At 66.9% G+C, this 15,452-nt stretch carries 17 protein-coding genes; 9 read left to right on the forward strand and 8 right to left on the reverse strand.

Going from position 1 to position 15,452, the window contains the following annotated elements:
• Nucleotides 1–16 precede the first annotated feature (16 nt).
• Nucleotides 17–1,543 carry an ABC-F family ATP-binding cassette domain-containing protein gene (locus J4G32_RS15865; RefSeq protein ID WP_210496350.1) on the forward strand — a complete coding sequence of 509 codons (1,527 nt, stop codon included), beginning with the start codon at nucleotides 17–19 and terminating at the stop codon, nucleotides 1,541–1,543.
• Between the two features lie 4 nt (nucleotides 1,544–1,547).
• Here J4G32_RS15865 and J4G32_RS15870 read toward each other — a convergent pair whose 3' ends face one another.
• Complete coding sequence (locus J4G32_RS15870; protein ID WP_210496351.1) at nucleotides 1,548–2,081, reverse strand: L,D-transpeptidase family protein; 534 nt, start codon at nucleotides 2,079–2,081, stop codon at nucleotides 1,548–1,550.
• A 115-nt stretch (nucleotides 2,082–2,196) separates the two neighbouring features.
• Here J4G32_RS15870 and J4G32_RS15875 point away from each other — a divergent pair, with 115 nt between their 5' ends.
• Nucleotides 2,197–2,883: a response regulator transcription factor gene (locus J4G32_RS15875; protein WP_210496352.1), complete on the forward strand. Its 687-nt coding sequence runs from the start codon at nucleotides 2,197–2,199 to the stop codon at nucleotides 2,881–2,883.
• Nucleotides 2,883–3,341: a cyclic nucleotide-binding domain-containing protein gene (locus J4G32_RS15880; protein ID WP_210496354.1), complete on the forward strand. Its 459-nt coding sequence runs from the start codon at nucleotides 2,883–2,885 to the stop codon at nucleotides 3,339–3,341. Before J4G32_RS15875 ends, J4G32_RS15880 begins: the two co-directional genes overlap by 1 nt.
• Before the next feature lie 160 nt (nucleotides 3,342–3,501).
• Here the strand turns inward: J4G32_RS15880 and xth are convergent, their stop codons facing one another.
• From xth to J4G32_RS15895, 3 genes are all read right to left on the reverse strand, one after another.
• Entirely contained in the window at nucleotides 3,502–4,314 is an 813-nt protein-coding gene (gene xth / locus J4G32_RS15885; RefSeq protein WP_210496358.1) for an exodeoxyribonuclease III, read from the reverse strand.
• Between the two features lie 165 nt (nucleotides 4,315–4,479).
• The gene (locus J4G32_RS15890) at nucleotides 4,480–5,472 is read right to left on the reverse strand and encodes an outer-membrane lipoprotein carrier protein LolA (protein WP_210496360.1); all 993 of its coding nucleotides are present in this window, start codon (nucleotides 5,470–5,472) and stop codon (nucleotides 4,480–4,482) included.
• 145 nt (nucleotides 5,473–5,617) lie between these two features.
• On the reverse strand, nucleotides 5,618–8,188 hold the full coding sequence (locus tag J4G32_RS15895; RefSeq protein WP_210496363.1) for a DNA translocase FtsK: 2,571 nt from the start codon (nucleotides 8,186–8,188) through the stop codon (nucleotides 5,618–5,620).
• 124 nt (nucleotides 8,189–8,312) lie between these two features.
• Between J4G32_RS15895 and J4G32_RS15900 the strand changes: the two genes are divergently transcribed.
• The 3 genes from J4G32_RS15900 to J4G32_RS15910 are packed head-to-tail and all read left to right on the forward strand — an operon-like array spanning nucleotide 8,313 to nucleotide 10,316.
• Nucleotides 8,313–8,705, forward strand: coding sequence for a hypothetical protein (locus J4G32_RS15900; protein WP_210496364.1), 393 nt, complete (start codon nucleotides 8,313–8,315; stop codon nucleotides 8,703–8,705).
• A 51-nt stretch (nucleotides 8,706–8,756) separates the two neighbouring features.
• On the forward strand, nucleotides 8,757–9,701 hold the full coding sequence (locus J4G32_RS15905; protein WP_210496366.1) for a DUF1775 domain-containing protein: 945 nt from the start codon (nucleotides 8,757–8,759) through the stop codon (nucleotides 9,699–9,701).
• 18 nt (nucleotides 9,702–9,719) lie between these two features.
• Nucleotides 9,720–10,316 (forward strand): SCO family protein, encoded by a 597-nt coding sequence (locus tag J4G32_RS15910; RefSeq protein WP_210496368.1) that lies wholly within the window; start codon nucleotides 9,720–9,722, stop codon nucleotides 10,314–10,316.
• A gap of 126 nt (nucleotides 10,317–10,442) precedes the next feature.
• On the opposite strand, the gene J4G32_RS15915 is transcribed toward J4G32_RS15910, so the two are convergent.
• The 3 genes from J4G32_RS15915 to tesB all read right to left on the reverse strand — a co-directional run bounded on the left by J4G32_RS15915 (nucleotide 10,443) and on the right by tesB (nucleotide 13,241).
• Entirely contained in the window at nucleotides 10,443–11,777 is a 1,335-nt protein-coding gene (locus tag J4G32_RS15915; RefSeq protein ID WP_210496371.1) for an ammonium transporter, read from the reverse strand.
• Nucleotides 11,778–11,826: 49 nt separating this feature from the next.
• Nucleotides 11,827–12,165 carry a P-II family nitrogen regulator gene (locus tag J4G32_RS15920; RefSeq protein WP_210496374.1) on the reverse strand — a complete coding sequence of 113 codons (339 nt, stop codon included), beginning with the start codon at nucleotides 12,163–12,165 and terminating at the stop codon, nucleotides 11,827–11,829.
• Nucleotides 12,166–12,371: 206 nt separating this feature from the next.
• Entirely contained in the window at nucleotides 12,372–13,241 is an 870-nt protein-coding gene (gene tesB, locus J4G32_RS15925) for an acyl-CoA thioesterase II (protein WP_210496375.1), read from the reverse strand.
• Between the two features lie 168 nt (nucleotides 13,242–13,409).
• Between tesB and J4G32_RS15930 the strand changes: the two genes are divergently transcribed.
• Genes J4G32_RS15930 through J4G32_RS15940 form a run of 3 tightly spaced genes read left to right on the forward strand, consistent with a single transcriptional unit; the run spans nucleotide 13,410 to nucleotide 14,899 of the window.
• A complete protein-coding gene (locus J4G32_RS15930; protein WP_210496621.1) occupies nucleotides 13,410–14,150 on the forward strand; it encodes a heme ABC transporter permease in 741 nt (246 codons plus the stop codon).
• Nucleotides 14,151–14,153: 3 nt separating this feature from the next.
• Complete coding sequence (ccmD, locus tag J4G32_RS15935; protein ID WP_210496377.1) at nucleotides 14,154–14,312, forward strand: heme exporter protein CcmD; 159 nt, start codon at nucleotides 14,154–14,156, stop codon at nucleotides 14,310–14,312.
• Nucleotides 14,309–14,899, forward strand: coding sequence for a DsbE family thiol:disulfide interchange protein (locus tag J4G32_RS15940; RefSeq protein WP_210496382.1), 591 nt, complete (start codon nucleotides 14,309–14,311; stop codon nucleotides 14,897–14,899). The genes ccmD and J4G32_RS15940 overlap by 4 nt, the downstream gene beginning before the upstream one ends.
• A 7-nt stretch (nucleotides 14,900–14,906) precedes the next feature.
• Here J4G32_RS15940 and J4G32_RS15945 read toward each other — a convergent pair whose 3' ends face one another.
• The gene (locus J4G32_RS15945; protein WP_210496386.1) at nucleotides 14,907–15,398 is read right to left on the reverse strand and encodes a YaiI/YqxD family protein; all 492 of its coding nucleotides are present in this window, start codon (nucleotides 15,396–15,398) and stop codon (nucleotides 14,907–14,909) included.
• Nucleotides 15,399–15,452 lie beyond the last annotated feature (54 nt).

The raw sequence follows: 15,452 nt of genomic DNA on the forward strand, positions 1-15,452 counted from the left end.
GACCACGAGATGAATGATGAGCTCCATCACCCTGCGCAATGTGACCGTTCTGGCGCAAGCGCCCCTCTTCCGCGACCTCACCCTCACGATCAGCCCCCGCGACAGGATCGGCCTGGTGGCCGGCAACGGCGCGGGCAAGACCACGCTTCTGAAGTGCCTCGCCGGCCTGATGGAGCCCACGCAAGGGGAGATCGTGCGTCCCCGCGGCATGCGGGTCGGCCTCGTCGAACAGGACATGCCGGACGATTTGCGCGCCCTGTCTCTCCATGACGCCGTGCTGCGCGCGCTCCCTCCCGCCGAGCGCGATGACGGGGGCTGGCGGGTCGATATGGTGCTGGACGAATTCGAGACGCCGGATTCCCTGCGCATTCTGCCGCTCGAGCACCTCAGCGGCGGCTGGCAGCGCCTCGCGCTGATCGCCCGCGCGTGGATCGCCGAGCCCGACGCGCTTCTGCTCGACGAGCCCACCAATCATCTCGACCTCGCCAAGCTGATCTTGCTGGAACGCTGGCTTGCCAGCAGCCGACCGATCCCGATCGTGATCGCCAGTCACGACCGCACGTTTCTCGATGCCTGCACGACGCGCACGCTTTTCCTGCGGCCAGACAGCTCGGTCGTCTTCCAGCACCCCTATGGCCGCGCCCGGGCGCTGCTGGCGGAGCATGATGCGGCGGCGGAACGGATCCTCGACAAGGATCGTCGCGAATTGCGGCGCTTGCGGCACAATGCCGGCGAATTGCGCAATATCGGGGTCAATAGCGGCAGCGATCTGCTGCTCAAAAAGTCCAAGCAGCTCGCCGGCCGGGCCGACGCCATCGAGGAAGGGCTTCAGGCGGTCCATCAGGAGCGCAGCGGCGAAATCAGGCTCGGGAATCGCGGCACGCACACCCGCGTGCTGGTGACCCTTGAAGATGTGACCGTGCGCAAGCCTCCCGGCGAACCCCTGTTCGCCATTCCCAAACTCACCGTCGCCCAGGGCGACCGGATCGTGGTCCTGGGCCATAATGGCGTCGGCAAATCCCAGTTCCTGCGCCTGCTCCAGCGCGCCATGAGCCAGGCCGAGGATCTGCCGGGAATCAAGGTCAGCCCTACGGTGGTCATGGGCGCGACCGATCAGGACATGTCGCAGCTTCCGCCGAAGGCCACGCCGCACGATTTCATCCTGTCGACCTTCCGCCTTGGCGACCAGCGCAGCGTGGGGCTTCTCGCGGGAGCGGGCTTTCCCATCGAGACGCAGCAGCGGCCGATCGCCAGGATGTCGCCGGGCCAGAAGGCCCGCCTCGGGCTGCTCGCCCTGCGGTTGACCGAGCCCAATCTCTACCTGCTCGACGAGCCCACCAACCACGTGGACATCCCGGGCCGCGAGCAGCTCGAGACGGAGCTGCTGGCCTCGGACGCCACCTGCCTGGTGATCTCCCACGACCGCAGTTTCGTCAAAGCCGTCGGCACCCGGTTTCTGCTCGTGGACGGCAAGCGCATCCGGGAGATCGACGGCCCGGAGGCCTTCTACGCCACCGTCGCGGGGCAGGCGGCCGCGCCCTGACGGCTCAGCCGACGATGACGAGCGTCGTGCGCGGGCCGATCCGCTCCAGAAGCCGCCCGATCATTCGGGGCTCCACCGCGACGCAGCCCTCGGTGGGCGGAAATCCCGGCCGAGCCACATGGAGAAAGATGGCGCTGCCGTGGCCGCGGATGACGGGGCCGCGGTTCCAGCCGATATCGACCACGATGTCGTAGAGCCCATCGTCGCGCCACATCCGCTCATGAGAGGTCGCGCAGGGGATAGGCACCGGCTGGTTGTAGCGCCGGTCGCGCGGGTCGTCCGACCAGCCGTCCTGCGGGCCGATTCGGCTCAGCGGCAGGCCGCTGCGGGGCCGAACCATGCGGTCGCCGCGATAGAAGGCCTGCAGAAGCGGGAAGCGGCCGGCCGGGGTGACGCCGTCGCCCTCGCGCTTGCCACGGCGAATGCCCCCGCGCCCGATCGCGCAGGGAATCGAGAGGTTGCCTGCCACCAGTCGGCCCTTTTTGGGGTCGAGGGGCGAGCGGTAAACCCGAAGGGTGTTGACGGTGGAACGGATCATGAGCAGTGGAAGGGCAAAGCCAGCCCCTTGTTGTCAAGGTCAGAGCGACTACTCTATCGTTGTGCGCGGAATCTCGAAACCGGTTCAGCGTTTTTACCGTCATGAAGGGTTTGAGATGTCGAATGCCAGCCGCCTCCTCGTCGTGGACGACGATCAGGACCTGCGCGACACCCTCGTCGAACAGCTCGGGCTCTATGACGAGTTCCAGATCGCGACCGCCGAGACCGCCGCCGGCGCTCTCCAGGCGGTCAAGGGCGACCGCATCGACCTGGCCATCATGGATGTGGGCCTGCCCGACATGGACGGCCGCGACGCCGTCAAGCAGATGCGCCGGGACGGCTTCCGCAGCCCGATCATCATGCTGACCGGCCAGGGCTCGGAAAACGACACCGTCATGGGCCTCGAGGCCGGCGCCAACGATTACGTGGTGAAACCCTTCAAATTCGCCGTGCTGCTCGCCCGCATCCGCGCCCAGCTGCGGCAATACGAGGCGAGCGAGGACGCGGTCTTCCAGATCGGTCCCTACACGTTTCGGCCTGGCTCCAAGCTCCTGACCAACGACAAGGGCTCCAAGCTCAAGCTGACCGAGAAGGAAACGGCGATCCTGCGCTATCTCTACCGCGCCGGGCAGACCGTGGTGGGGCGCGAGACCCTGCTGGCCGAGGTGTGGGGCTACAATTCCAACGTCACCACCCACACGCTGGAAACCCACATCTATCGCCTGCGCCAGAAAATCGAGACCGATCCCTCCAAGGCCAGCATTCTCGTGACGGAGCCCGGCGGCTATAAGCTGATTCCATAATGGCTCTGGACGACGACATCGCGATCCTGACGGCCGCACCGCTCTTCACCCTGCTCGATCGGGATGCGTTGCGGCTGGTGGCGTTCGCGGCCGAAAGCCGGCAGCTGCGCGCCGGCGACATGCTGTTTCGCAAGGGCGATAAATCCGATGGCGGCTACGTGGTCAGCCGCGGCGCGGTGGCCCTCGACGCGCAGGATGACGGATCGCCCGCCACCTTCATCGCCGGCCCCGGCGCAGTGATCGGACGGGCGGCGCTCTTCACCCGGATCGACCGGCCGGCCACTGCCACCGCCCGTGAGCCCTCCACCGTCATCCGCGTCTCGCCCAGCCTCATGCGCCGGGTGCTCGAAGAATTCCCGCAGGCGGCTTTGGCCCTGCAGGGCGCCATGGCCGAGGAACTGGGCCGCCTCAACGACAGCCTGGAGCAGGTGCGGCAGAAGTTGATGGCGATCAAGTAGACAGCGCGTTGCCGCAAGTCCGAGACAGGGTTCGGCGGCCTTAGCCTAAAGAGCATCAAGAGGCGGATGTTTTTTGCGTCGTTAAAGCCGCCTGGTCGCTCCGATGACACAGGGCAGGGCAGGTCCGCTGCCCAATGGTCAGCCGCCGCGCGGCGGAATCTCACAATTCCAGCGTCACCGTCACCGGCACATGATCCGAGGGCCGTTCCCAGCCGCGGGTTTCGCGGCTGATGTCCATGGCCCGCAGGGTGGAGCCGAGATCGCCCGACAGCCAGATGTGGTCGAGCCTGCGGCCCTTGTTGGCCGAAGCCCAATCGGGCGAGCGGTAGCTCCACCACGAAAAGATCTTCTCGGGCTCAGGATGGAGCTGGCGCATGGCGTCGACCCATCCGGCCTCATTGCGCAGGGTCTCGAGGGCCTGCGTCTCGACGGGCGTGTGGCTGACGACATCGAGGAGCTGCTTGTGGCTCCAGACATCATGTGCGAGGGGCGCGACGTTGAGGTCGCCGACGAGAATCGCCGGGGCTCCTGTGGGGTTGGACCGTCCGCCCCAGGCGCGCAGCTCCTCCATGAATTGCAGCTTGTGCTTGAACTTCTCGTTCAGGGCGGGATCGGGAATATCGCCGCCGGCCGGCACATAGAAGTTGTGGATGGTGATGCCGGATGCGCCCTTGGCCTGGGTCAGCGTCACGGTGATATGGCGGGCATCCGCCTTCCCGCACATCTCCATCACGCTGGTGGCGGAGAACGGGTAGCGCGACAGGATGGCGACGCCATTATAGCCCTTCTGGCCCATATGGACGACGAACGGATAGCCGAAGCTCTGGAGCGCCTTCAAGGGAAAGACGTCGTTGGGACACTTGGTTTCCTGCAGGCACAAGACGTCCGGCCGCCGTTCCTCGAGGAAGCGGCGCACCTGCTCGATGCGCAGGCGGACGGAATTGATGTTCCAGGTCGAAACGGTGAGGTTCACGGATGCGGTCCAGCGGCGGGACTCTCCGGCTACGACAGAATGTCCTTCGAGGGAAGGGACCCGGTCATGCGGACTTTCCGATGGGATTCAAACGCTGGTTCGAAACGCCCGACAGGGGGGGGGGCGCGTCACCGTGCGGGCACGTCGTCGCCTGGCCCGAAAAGCCTACCGGCTGCTGCCGATGGTGGGGGCGTTGGGAATGCGGAACAGCGCCTGGTCGATGCTCTTGCGGCGGTCGGCCTTGTTCAGCGTCACAACGGTCTGGAACCCCTGCGGGTCGACGATCCGCCACTGGGTGAGGGTCTGAATCTCAGGATCGAAATACAGGGTAATGCGTGACGTCCCGCCGAGGGTGGAGCTGTCTTCGAGGTTGAGCCGCACGGAATTCGGCTCGCTCGTGATCCCCGTGATGGCGATGTCGCTGCCCAGATTGACCCGTTCGCGCAGGAGGAACTTCAGCGGCGTCTGCTGGATGAAATACATGTCCTGCGTCAGCAGCTTCTTGTCGCGGACCGCCACCGATGTGCCGTCCGCGATCACCTCGAGGGTCGCGGGCGGATCGTATTCGAAACGGATCTTGCCGGGGCGCTGCAGATAGAGCGTCCCGCCGAGCCGGCGTCCATCGCCGCCGACCTGGGTGAAATCCGCCACCATGGTGGACAGGCCGGTGAAATAGGCGTTCGCCCGGTCGACGACCTCGCGGTTCGAGAGTTGCTGCTGCACCTTGGCCACCACGACCGGCCCGGCTGCGGCCGTGACCACGGGTTTAGGCGCAATCACGATGGGTCCGTCGGCAGGCTTGGCCTCGCTTGTGTCCTTGGGCAGAGTGACGGGCTTCAGCGAGGCTTCCCGGACAGGCTGGGGCGGCAACGGCGCGGAGGCCGGCAGCGCCTTTGCGATCTCCCGGTCGATGCCGGCCGGCGGCTCAACGGGCTCGGCTGCGGCCACAACCGGCTCCTCGCGGCGGAACGTCGCGGTGGGAAGAGGCGCGGCAGACAGATTGAACCCTTCGGCGATGGAGGCGATCGTTGCCGGCGCGAGCGGCGCCTTGGGCGGGTGAAAGAGATCCATGGGCACCCCCTGCGCGCCGGCCGCAGACGTTCCGGCCCCGAGAAGGGCCAGGAGGGTCGTGGCGGTGGCAAGGCTCGAGAGGCGCATTCGCAAGAGGCTCCGGCTATCAGTCAGGGTGATGCGGCACTGTACAACCGCATGTGGCTAATCGATGACGCGACGCCAAGGTTCCTGGCCAAGGTTCCGGAACGCGCTGGGGCGGAACCAATCGTCACAGGCGCAGGCCCCATGCTTACTCCTCCACGTCCACGCTTTCGATCAGGATCTCGCGCTTGCCCGCATGGTTGGCGGCCCCCACGATGCCTTCCTTCTCCATGCGCTCCATGAGAGAGGCGGCGCGGTTGTAGCCGATCTGCAGGCGGCGCTGGATGTAGGAGGTCGAGGCCTTCTTGTCGCGCAGGATGACGGCGATGGCCTGGTCGTAGAGATCCCCCGACGGCGCGCCGAAATCGCCCTGGTCGAACACCGCCGTGTCGGCTGCGGCCTCTTCCTCGTCGGCGGTGACCGCCTCGAGATATTGGGGCCTCCCCTGCCGCTTGAGGTGGGCCACGACCTTCTCGACCTCCTCGTCGGAGCAGAACGGCCCGTGCACGCGGGTGATGCGGCCGCCGCCCGCCATGTAGAGCATGTCGCCCTGGCCGAGGAGCTGTTCGGCCCCCATCTCGCCCAGAATCGTCCGGCTGTCGATCTTGGAGGTGACCTGGAAGGAAATCCGGGTCGGGAAGTTCGCCTTGATGGTGCCGGTGATGACATCCACCGATGGGCGCTGGGTCGCCAGCACCACATGGATGCCGGCGGCGCGCGCCATCTGGGCCAGCCGCTGGATCGCGCCCTCGATCTCCTTGCCGGCCACCATCATCAGGTCGGCCATCTCGTCGACGATGACCACGATGTAGGGCAGCGGCTCGAGATCCATGACCTCGTCCTCGTAAACCGCCTGGCCGGTTTCCTTCTCGAACCCGGTCTGGACCGTGCGGGTGATGACCTCGCCGCGGGCCTTGGCCTCCGACACCCGCACGTTGAAGCCGTCGATGCTGCGCACGCCGAGCTTCGACATCTTCTTGTAGCGGTCCTCCATCTCGCGCACCGCCCATTTCAACGCCACCACGGCCTTTTTGGGATCGGTGACGACGGGGGTGAGCAGGTGGGGGATGCCGTCATAGACGGACAATTCCAGCATCTTGGGATCGACCATGATCAGCCGGCATTCCTCCGGCTTCAGCCGGTAGAGCAGCGAGAGGATCATGGTGTTGATGGCGACCGACTTGCCCGAGCCGGTGGTGCCGGCGACCAGCAGATGCGGCATGCGGGCGAGATCGGCGATCACCGGTTCGCCCCCGATGGTCTTGCCGAGGCACAGGGCCAGCTTCTGCTTGGTGTTCTCGAAATCCTGGCTCGCCAGCAATTCGCGCAGGAACACGGTCTCGCGCTTGTGGTTGGGGAGCTCGATCCCGATGGCGTTGCGGCCCTGGACGACGGCCACACGGGCCGAGATCGCGCTCATGGACCGGGCGATGTCGTCGGCGAGCGAGATCACCCGCGACGACTTGGTGCCAGGCGCGGGCTCGAGTTCGTAAAGCGTGACCACCGGTCCCGGCCGCACATTGATGATCTCGCCCTTGACGCCGAAATCCTCGAGCGTCCCTTCCAGCAGGGTGGCGTTCTGTTCCAGCGCATCGGCGGAGACGATCGGACCGACCTGCTTTTTCGGTTCGGCCAGCAGGGTCAGGGCCGGCAGCTGGTAGTCACCCTCGTCCAGCAGGGAGGGCTGGGCCTCACGGGCCATGCGCTTGCCGGGCTTGGGCGCCACGGGAAGCGGGGCGACCCTGGCCGGCTGATGCTCCGGCCGCAGAACGGACGGGAGCGCATCCGCATCCCACGGCTCATCGTCCTCGTCATGGAGCGGCGCCCGCGCCGGGGCGGCCCGTCCGCGCGGCGGAGCCGCGTCCAGATGCGGTTCCCGCCGCTCGAAACCGCGCTCCATCCGGCGAGCGGGCGGGGAGGCGGCGGTCAGATCCTCAGTCTCTCCTGTGCGACGGGCCGCCGCCCAGCGCCGCGCCGCGCTGCGCAGGCTCATCACCCCATGGGCCAAAGCCCCCAGGGAGACGATGCCCCAGCCGGGCTCGTCGGGCGTCGAATCGTCGGCCTCGTCCCAGTCGGCCAGTTGTTTTCCCTTGCGCCGCGGGGCCAGCGGGTCGTCGAATTCTTCCGCCACGTCCCGGTGCGGCTCGTCGGCGAGGCCCAGCCCGCAGGCGGCGCTGAGCGACAGGATCGCCACGATGGCAAAGACAATGCCGAGCACCGCGCTGGCCGAGCCCGTGGCCATGCCGGTGATGGCCCGGGCGCCAGCCAGCACCGCGTCACCGACGACGCCGCCAAGGCCGCTCGGGAGGGGCCAGCGATCGGTGGCGGGCATGGAGCTTGCGAGCGCCGTCGCGGTGGCCGCCCCGATGACCCAGAGGGCGAACCGCAACTGGCGCCGGCTGAGTTCGCCGGATTTCATCAACCGCCATCCCCAGACGGCGAGCGGCAGCAGGGCCGCGATGGACCCGAGGCCGAGGATCTGCATGGCGAGATCCGCCACGATGGCGCCGGGCCAGCCCAGAATGTTGCGGACGGGCGAATCGGTGGCGTTGTTGAGGCTTGGATCGTCGACCGACCAGGTGGCGAGCGAAGCGGCGACGAGTCCTGCGACCAACAGAAGCGTCAGGCCGATGAGCTCCTGCGCACGGCGGGCCACGAAGGCCCGCAAGGCGCTTGCGAGGCCATCATAGGACGAAGAGGAACGGCGGGCGCTGCGCATGGAGGGACCAGACGAAATCGAGAAGACCGGTCCCGATCCTAGGACGTCCGGGGTTAAGGGTCCTTTAACCCTACGGGCGTCCGCGACGATTGACGCGCCGGGCTTGCCGGATCATGGTCCCGCCATGACGATCGGGGTGTCGCAACGCGGGTGGAAACGCACGGCCATGGCCGTGGCGCTCGCCTATGCGCTGGTCCTGCAGGGCCTGTTGCTGGCGCTGGGCGGGGCCACGCACGCGCACGCGGCAGGCTCCCCGCAGACCGCCCTGTGCCTGCCGGGCGCTCAGACCGGTTCGGCAGGATCGCCGCACGAATCCGGCCAGGCCGACCACGCCCTGTGCTGCCTGCTCGGCTGCGGGGCCGTGACGGTCTCGGCCGGTCCTCCCCCGGTGGTGTCATCGCTCCGGGAGCGCCGCCCGATTCTCCTTTCTCTTGGAACGCTGCCGGCGCCCCATGCCCTGCCGGTTGCTTCCGCCGTCCTGCCTGTCGGTTCACGCGCCCCGCCGCGCCTCGCTTGAGGCTGCCACTCCGCGCTTGAAAGACCGAACTCTCATCAGGACCACCTTGTCATGAAACGCCTTCTTGCCTCCGGCGCGCTTGTCGCGACCGGATTCCTCGTCCATGCCGCACCCGCCTTCGCCCATGTGTCGTTCGAAACCCCGCGCGCCACCCAGAACACCACCTACAAGGCCGTGCTGCGGGTGCCGCATGGCTGCGCCGGGCAGCCGACCCTGAAAGTCAGCGTGCGGATTCCCGCCGGCGTCATCGCCGTCAAGCCGATGCCGAAGGCCGGCTGGACCCTCGACACCGTGCAGACGACCTATCCGGCTCCCTACCAGCTCTATGGCAAGCCGGTGAGCGAGGGCGTCGGCGAGATCGTCTGGTCCGGCTCGCTGGCGGATGCCCATTTCGACGAATTCGTCTTCCAGGCGCGGGTCACCGATGCGGTGGCGCCCGGCGCCGAGCTCGCCTTTCCGGTCGTCCAGACCTGCGCCAAGGCAAGCGAATCCTGGACCGAGATCACAGCGCCCGGGCAGGATGCGAACGCGTTGAAGATGCCGGCCCCGACAGTCAGGATCGTCGCCGACGAGACGGCTCCCAAGACGTTCACCGCCGGCACGATCACCGTTCAGCAACCCTGGGCGCGGGCAACGCCAGCGGGCGCGCAGGTCGGCGGCGGTTATCTGCGGGTCACCAATACGGGCAAGGAGGCCGACCGGCTCATCGGTGGCACCTTCCCGCTGGCCGGCCGCGTCGAGGTGCATGAAATGTCGATGGCCGACAACATCATGCGGATGAAGCAGATGACCGACGGCCTGACGATCAAGCCCGGCGAATCCGTCGAGCTGAAGCCCGGCGGTTTCCACCTCATGTTCCTCGACCTGCGCGAGGGTCTGAAGGACGGCCAGGTCCTGTCCGGCACCCTCGTCTTCGAAAAGGCGGGACCGATTGCCGTCACCTACCAGGTCCGCGGCATGTCGGGTGAGGCCGCCGGCGCTCACGCGCATCACTGAGCAGGATCGGACACCATCATGATTCTCAAACGCTCCCTGCTGCTGCCGCTCAGCGTCTTTCTCGTCGCGGCCCTCATGCTTCTCGGCACCCTCCTGTATCTCGCGCCGGGGGGGAAGATCGCGGCCGCGCGGGTGCCGATCGGCGGGCCGTTCACGCTCACGAGCGCGGACGGCAAGGCCTTCTCGAGCGAGAGCCTGAAGGGCAAGCCTTCGGCCCTCTTCTTCGGCTTCACCCATTGCCCGGAGGTCTGCCCCACGACCCTCTTCGACCTCACGGCCGATCTCGAGGCGATGGGGGCGGATGCCGGCAAGCTCAACGTGGTGTTCGTCTCGGTCGACCCGGAGCGCGACACGCCGGAACTGATGAAGACCTATCTGTCGTCCTTCGATCCGCGCATCATCGGACTGACGGGAAACGACGCGACGGTCGCCGCCGCCGCGAAGGAATACAAGGTCTTCTACAAGAAGGTGCCGACCGAGTCGGGCTACACGATGGACCACACGGCGACCATCTTCCTGATGGACCGCAACGGCGATTTCTTCGGGTCGTCGAATTTCCAGGAACCCGAGGCCACGCGCCGCGACAAGCTCAAGCGGCTGGTCCGCGAAGGCTGATCCCGCGCCAAACGACAAAGCCCCGACCGGAAAGGTCGGGGCTTTTTTTGTTGCGTGCCTCTGGAGGGCTTGTTGGCCGGAGCGCCAAGGGACGCTCCAGCGGGATTTCGACGCGTGTCTGGCGCCTTAGTAGTTGTAGGCGCGCTCGCCGTGCTCGGCGAGATCGAGACCTTCGCGCTCGGCTTCGGGCGACACCCGCAGGCCCACGACCATGTCGACGATCTTGAAGAGGATCAGCGAACCGATGCCGGTCCATAGCAGGGTCACCACCACGGCGATGATCTGGGTCCAGACCTGGCCGCCGATGGAGTACTCGCCGACGCCGTAGCCGCCGAGTGCGGGGGCCGCCACGATGCCGGTGCCGATGGCGCCGACGATGCCGCCCACGCCATGGATGCCGAACACGTCGAGCGCGTCGTCATAGCCCAGCGCATTCTTCACGCCCGTCACGGCGAAGTAGCAGACGACGCCCGCCACGAGACCGAGGACGATCGAGCCCATGGGGCCCGCAAGACCGGCCGCGGGCGTGATGGCGACGAGGCCCGCCACCGCGCCGGACGCGATGCCGAGCAGCGAGGCCTTGCCCTTGCCGAAGGCTTCCGCCGTCATCCAGGCGAGACCGGCTGCTGCCGGCGCCAGGATGGTGTTGAGCACGGCAAGCGCCGCGCCGCCGGTGGCCTCGAGGTTGGAGCCGGCATTGAAGCCGAACCAGCCGACCCACAGAAGGCAGGCGCCCACGAAGGTCAGGGTCAGCGAATGCGGGGCCAGCAGATCCTTGCCGTAGCCGATGCGCTTGCCGACGAGGATGCAGCCGACGAGGCCCGCGACGCCCGAGTTGATGTGCACGACCGTGCCGCCCGCGAAGTCGAGGGCGCCGAGGCCGAACAGGTAGCCTTCCGAGAACCACACCATGTGGGCGATGGGCAGGTACACGAAGGTCAGCCACAGGCCGGTGAACAGCAGGATGGCGCTGAACTTCATGCGTTCGGCGAAGGCGCCGACGATGAGGGCCGGCGTGATCGCCGCGAAGGTGAGCTGGAAGGCGAGGAACGAGAATTCCGGAATCGCCACGCCCTTGGTGAAGGTGTCGGCCGTGCTGTCGGTAGTGACGCCGGCCAGGAAGGCCTTGGAGAAGCCGCCGATGATGGCCCCGAGGCTGCCGGGGCCGGACGTGAAGGCCAGCGAGTAGCCGTAGAAGACCCACAGGATCGACACCAGGCTGAACACCGCGAAGACCTGGGTCAGCAGGGAGAGCATGTTCTTGGTGCGCACGAGGCCGCCGTAGAACAGCGCAAGGCCCGGGATCGTCATGAGGATGACGAGGATGGTCGAGACGAGCATCCAGGCGGTGTCGCCCTTGTTGACGGTGGGGGCTACGGCATCCTGCGCGAGGGCCGGCTCGAATGCGAGCAGGCAAAGCCCGGCGCCTCCGAGGATGGTTGCGAGAAGACGACGATTCATCGGATTGAAACTCCGGCAGAAGGACAGGCGGGATGAGGGGAAAGCGGTCTCAGAGAGCGTCGACATCGGTCTCGCCCGTGCGGATGCGAACCGCCTTTTCCAGCGACAGGACGAAGATCTTGCCGTCGCCGATCTGGCCGGTGCGGGCAGACGCGATGATCGCGTCGATCACGCTGGGAACCAGATCGCTGGCTACCGCCACCTCGATCTTCAGCTTCGGCAGGAAGCTCACGGCGTATTCGGCCCCGCGATAGATTTCGGTGTGGCCCTTCTGTCGTCCGTAGCCCTTTACCTCGGTCACGGTGAGGCCGTGGACGCCGAGCGCGGTCAGCGCATCGCGCACCTCGTCCAGCTTGAACGGCTTGATGACCGCCATCACGATTTTCATGGGTTATGCCCCCTTAGTGGCGTAGGCCCGAGCCCGTCTTCTGGCGCGCTCAAAGCCCCGGTTTCCTGATCAACTCCCGCCGCAAGGCGGGTATCGCACCACTCAAAGCAAGAATGATGCCAAACCTTAGGAATCCGGCCCCACCTTCTCCTGCCTATCAAACAGGCAGGAGCCAAAGGATCGTTCGCGGTCAGTCTGCTTAAAAATCAGGCAGGCCGGAGGCGGCGATCCCGGATCAAGCCTTCCTGCGCCACCGAGGCCACCAGGGTGCCGTCCTGCTTGAAGATCGAGCCACGGGAAAAGCCTCGCGCGCCCGACGCGCTCGGCGTGTCCTGCGCATAGAGCAGCCATTCGTCGGCCCGGAACGGCCGGTGAAACCACAGCGCGTGGTCGAGGCTGGCGGCCTGGATGGCCTTGTCGAACACCGTCTCGCCGTGGGGCATCAGGGAGGTGTCGAGCAGCGTCATGTCGGACGCGTAGGCCAGCACCGCCTGATGAATCGACGGATCGTCCGGCAGCGGCTGGGTGGCGCGGATCCAGACATGGAAGATCGGCGGCATCGGATCCTTGGACATGTAGCGCTGCAACTCGACGGGGCGCATCTCGATGGGCCGCTCGCGCTCGTAATAGGTCCGCATCGGCTCCGGCATCGCCGCCACCAGCTGCTGCTGCATGGTCTCCTCGTTGGGGAGCGAGTCGGGTCCGGGAACATCGGGCATCGGCGCCTGGTGATCGAATCCCGGCTCCTCGATCTGGAACGAGGCCGACATGGAAAAGATCGCGTTGCCGTGCTGGATCGCCACCACCCGCCGGGTGGTGAAGCTGCCGCCGTCGCGGATCCGGTCGACCTCGTAGATGATCGGCACCTTGGGGTCGCCCGGCAGCATGAAATAGCCGTGCAGCGAATGGGGTTGGCGGCCCTCGACGGTGCGGCTTGCCGCCACCAGCGCCTGGCCGATCACCTGTCCGCCGAACACCCGCTGCCAGCCGACTTTCGGACTCTGGCCGCGAAACAGGTTGAGCTCGAGTTGCTCGAGGTCGAGGATGGAGAGGAGATTGTCGACGGCGCTGGGCATCTCGGCGGTCCTTAGCTGTGGTGGCCATCCATCAAAGACAGGCGAGCCCTGGTCAAGCCTGACCCGGACCGAACCGGGAGGGAAGCAGAAAACGCAATGCGCCTGCCGCGCTGCCTTGCGGCAATCCTCGCATTGCGGGCGGGCCGGCCTCCCGCTACATCCAAGCGCATGATCCGCGAACTTGCCAATCCGACCCGTTTCATGGGCCTCAGCGGCCGGCTTCTGCCGTGGCTTGCCGCCGCGTCGGCGCTGCTGCTGGCCTTCGGCCTGTATCTGGTCTGGTTCGTGTCGCCTGCGGATTACCAGCAGGGCGACACCGTCCGCATCATGTACATCCACGTGCCGGCCGCCTGGCTCGGGCTCTTCTTCTACGTGATCATGGTGGCGTCCGCCCTGGGCACGCTGGTCTGGCGCCATCCGCTGGCGGATGTGTCGCAAAAGGCCGCCGCTCCCATCGGGGCCGCCTTCACGCTGATCTGCCTCGTCACCGGCTCCCTGTGGGGCAAGCCCATGTGGGGCACCTATTGGCAATGGGATGCGCGGCTCACCTCGATGCTCGTGATGCTGCTGATCTATGGCGGCATTCTGGCCCTCTGGCGCGCCGTCGAGGAGCCCAACCGGGCCGCGCGAGCGGTCTCGATCCTCACCCTGGTGGGCGCCGTCAACGTGCCCATCGTGAAATTCTCGGTGGATTGGTGGAACACCCTCCACCAGCCGGCCTCGGTGTTCCGCCTGGGCGGACCGACGATCCACGCCTCCATGCTGATCCCCCTGCTGGTCATGGCGCTCGCCTTCACGTTGCTCGGGCTGGCCCTGCACCTCTCGGGCATCCGCACGGAAATCCTGCGGCGGCGGGTCCGCACCCTCACCATCCTCGAGGCCGAACGCCTCGACGCACAGGCGGCCTGAGCCATGTCCCACGGGGTTTTCATCGTCGGCGCCTATGCGATCACGGGCCTCGTGGTGGCGGCGCTGATTGTCCGGGCGGTGGTGGATGCCCGCCTCCAGCAGCGGGCGCTCGCCGCGCTCGAGGCCCGCGGCGCCGGACGCCGGTCGGGACCGCGACCATGACGGAGATCGCCCCGCTGGCCGAGGAGGCCAGGCCCCGCCGGCGGCTTTTGGTCCTGCTGCCCGTCCTCGTGTTTGTCGGCCTTGCGCTGCTCTTCGTGTTTCGCCTTGGCGGCGGCGACCCTTCTCAGGTGCCGTCCGCCCTCATCGGCCGCCCCGCGCCCGTCTTCGCGCTCGCCCCCCTCGAGGGCCTGCTCTCGGACGGCAAGCCGGTCCCCGGCCTGACGGACGCGGATCTCAAGGGCCGGACCACCATCGTCAATGTCTGGGCCTCCTGGTGCGGCCCATGCCGGCAGGAGCATCCGCTGCTGATGGACCTCGCCCGCGACCCCGCCGTGCGCGTCGTGGGCATCAACCAGCGCGACAACCCGGACAATGCCCGCCGCTTTCTCGGCGCGCTGGGCAATCCGTTTGCGGCCGTCGGCACCGATCCGAAGGGCCGCGCTTCCATCGATTGGGGCGTCTACGGCGTCCCCGAGACCTTCATCGTCGGCCCGGACGGCACCATCCGCCACAAGCAGATCGGGCCGTTGACGCCGGAGAATATTTCGGGATTCAAGGCGGTACTGGCGAAGGTCGCCGCCCCCTGACTCGGTGTTAGGCACCGCCGAGACTGGTGAACCCCGCTCGTTTCAACCGCACAATCGCAACGTCCAGGGCGCCCAGAAACGCCGAGCGATCCTTCGGGGAAAACGGTTTCGGACCGCCGGTGACGTCGCCCATGGCCCGCAGGTCCTCCATCAGGTTGCGGGTGGCCAGCGCCATGCCGACGGAATTTTGCGTGAAGGGGCGACCCGTGGGGCCTATCACGTCGGCGCCGGCCTGGACGCAGCGGCTGGCGAGCGGAATATCGGCCGTGATCACGATGGCGCCGCGCCCGGCGCGCTGCGCGATCCAGTCATCGGCCGCGTCAAACCCGTCGCTCACCACCACCCGCTCGATCAGCGGGTCGCGCGGGACGGTCAGAAAACTGTTGGCCACCACGAACACCTTGACGCGATGACGCTCGGCCACCTTGTAGATTTCGGGCTTTACCGGGCACGCATCCGCGTCCACGTAGATTTCGATGGCCACGGGCGTCGCCGTCATTGATCATCAATTCCTGTCATTGGGCACTGTTTCGCCCAAATCCAATGACACGTC

Origin of the sequence: Microvirga antarctica, from assembly GCF_017921815.1 — a bacterium.
Classification (GTDB): domain Bacteria; phylum Pseudomonadota; class Alphaproteobacteria; order Rhizobiales; family Beijerinckiaceae; genus Microvirga; species Microvirga antarctica.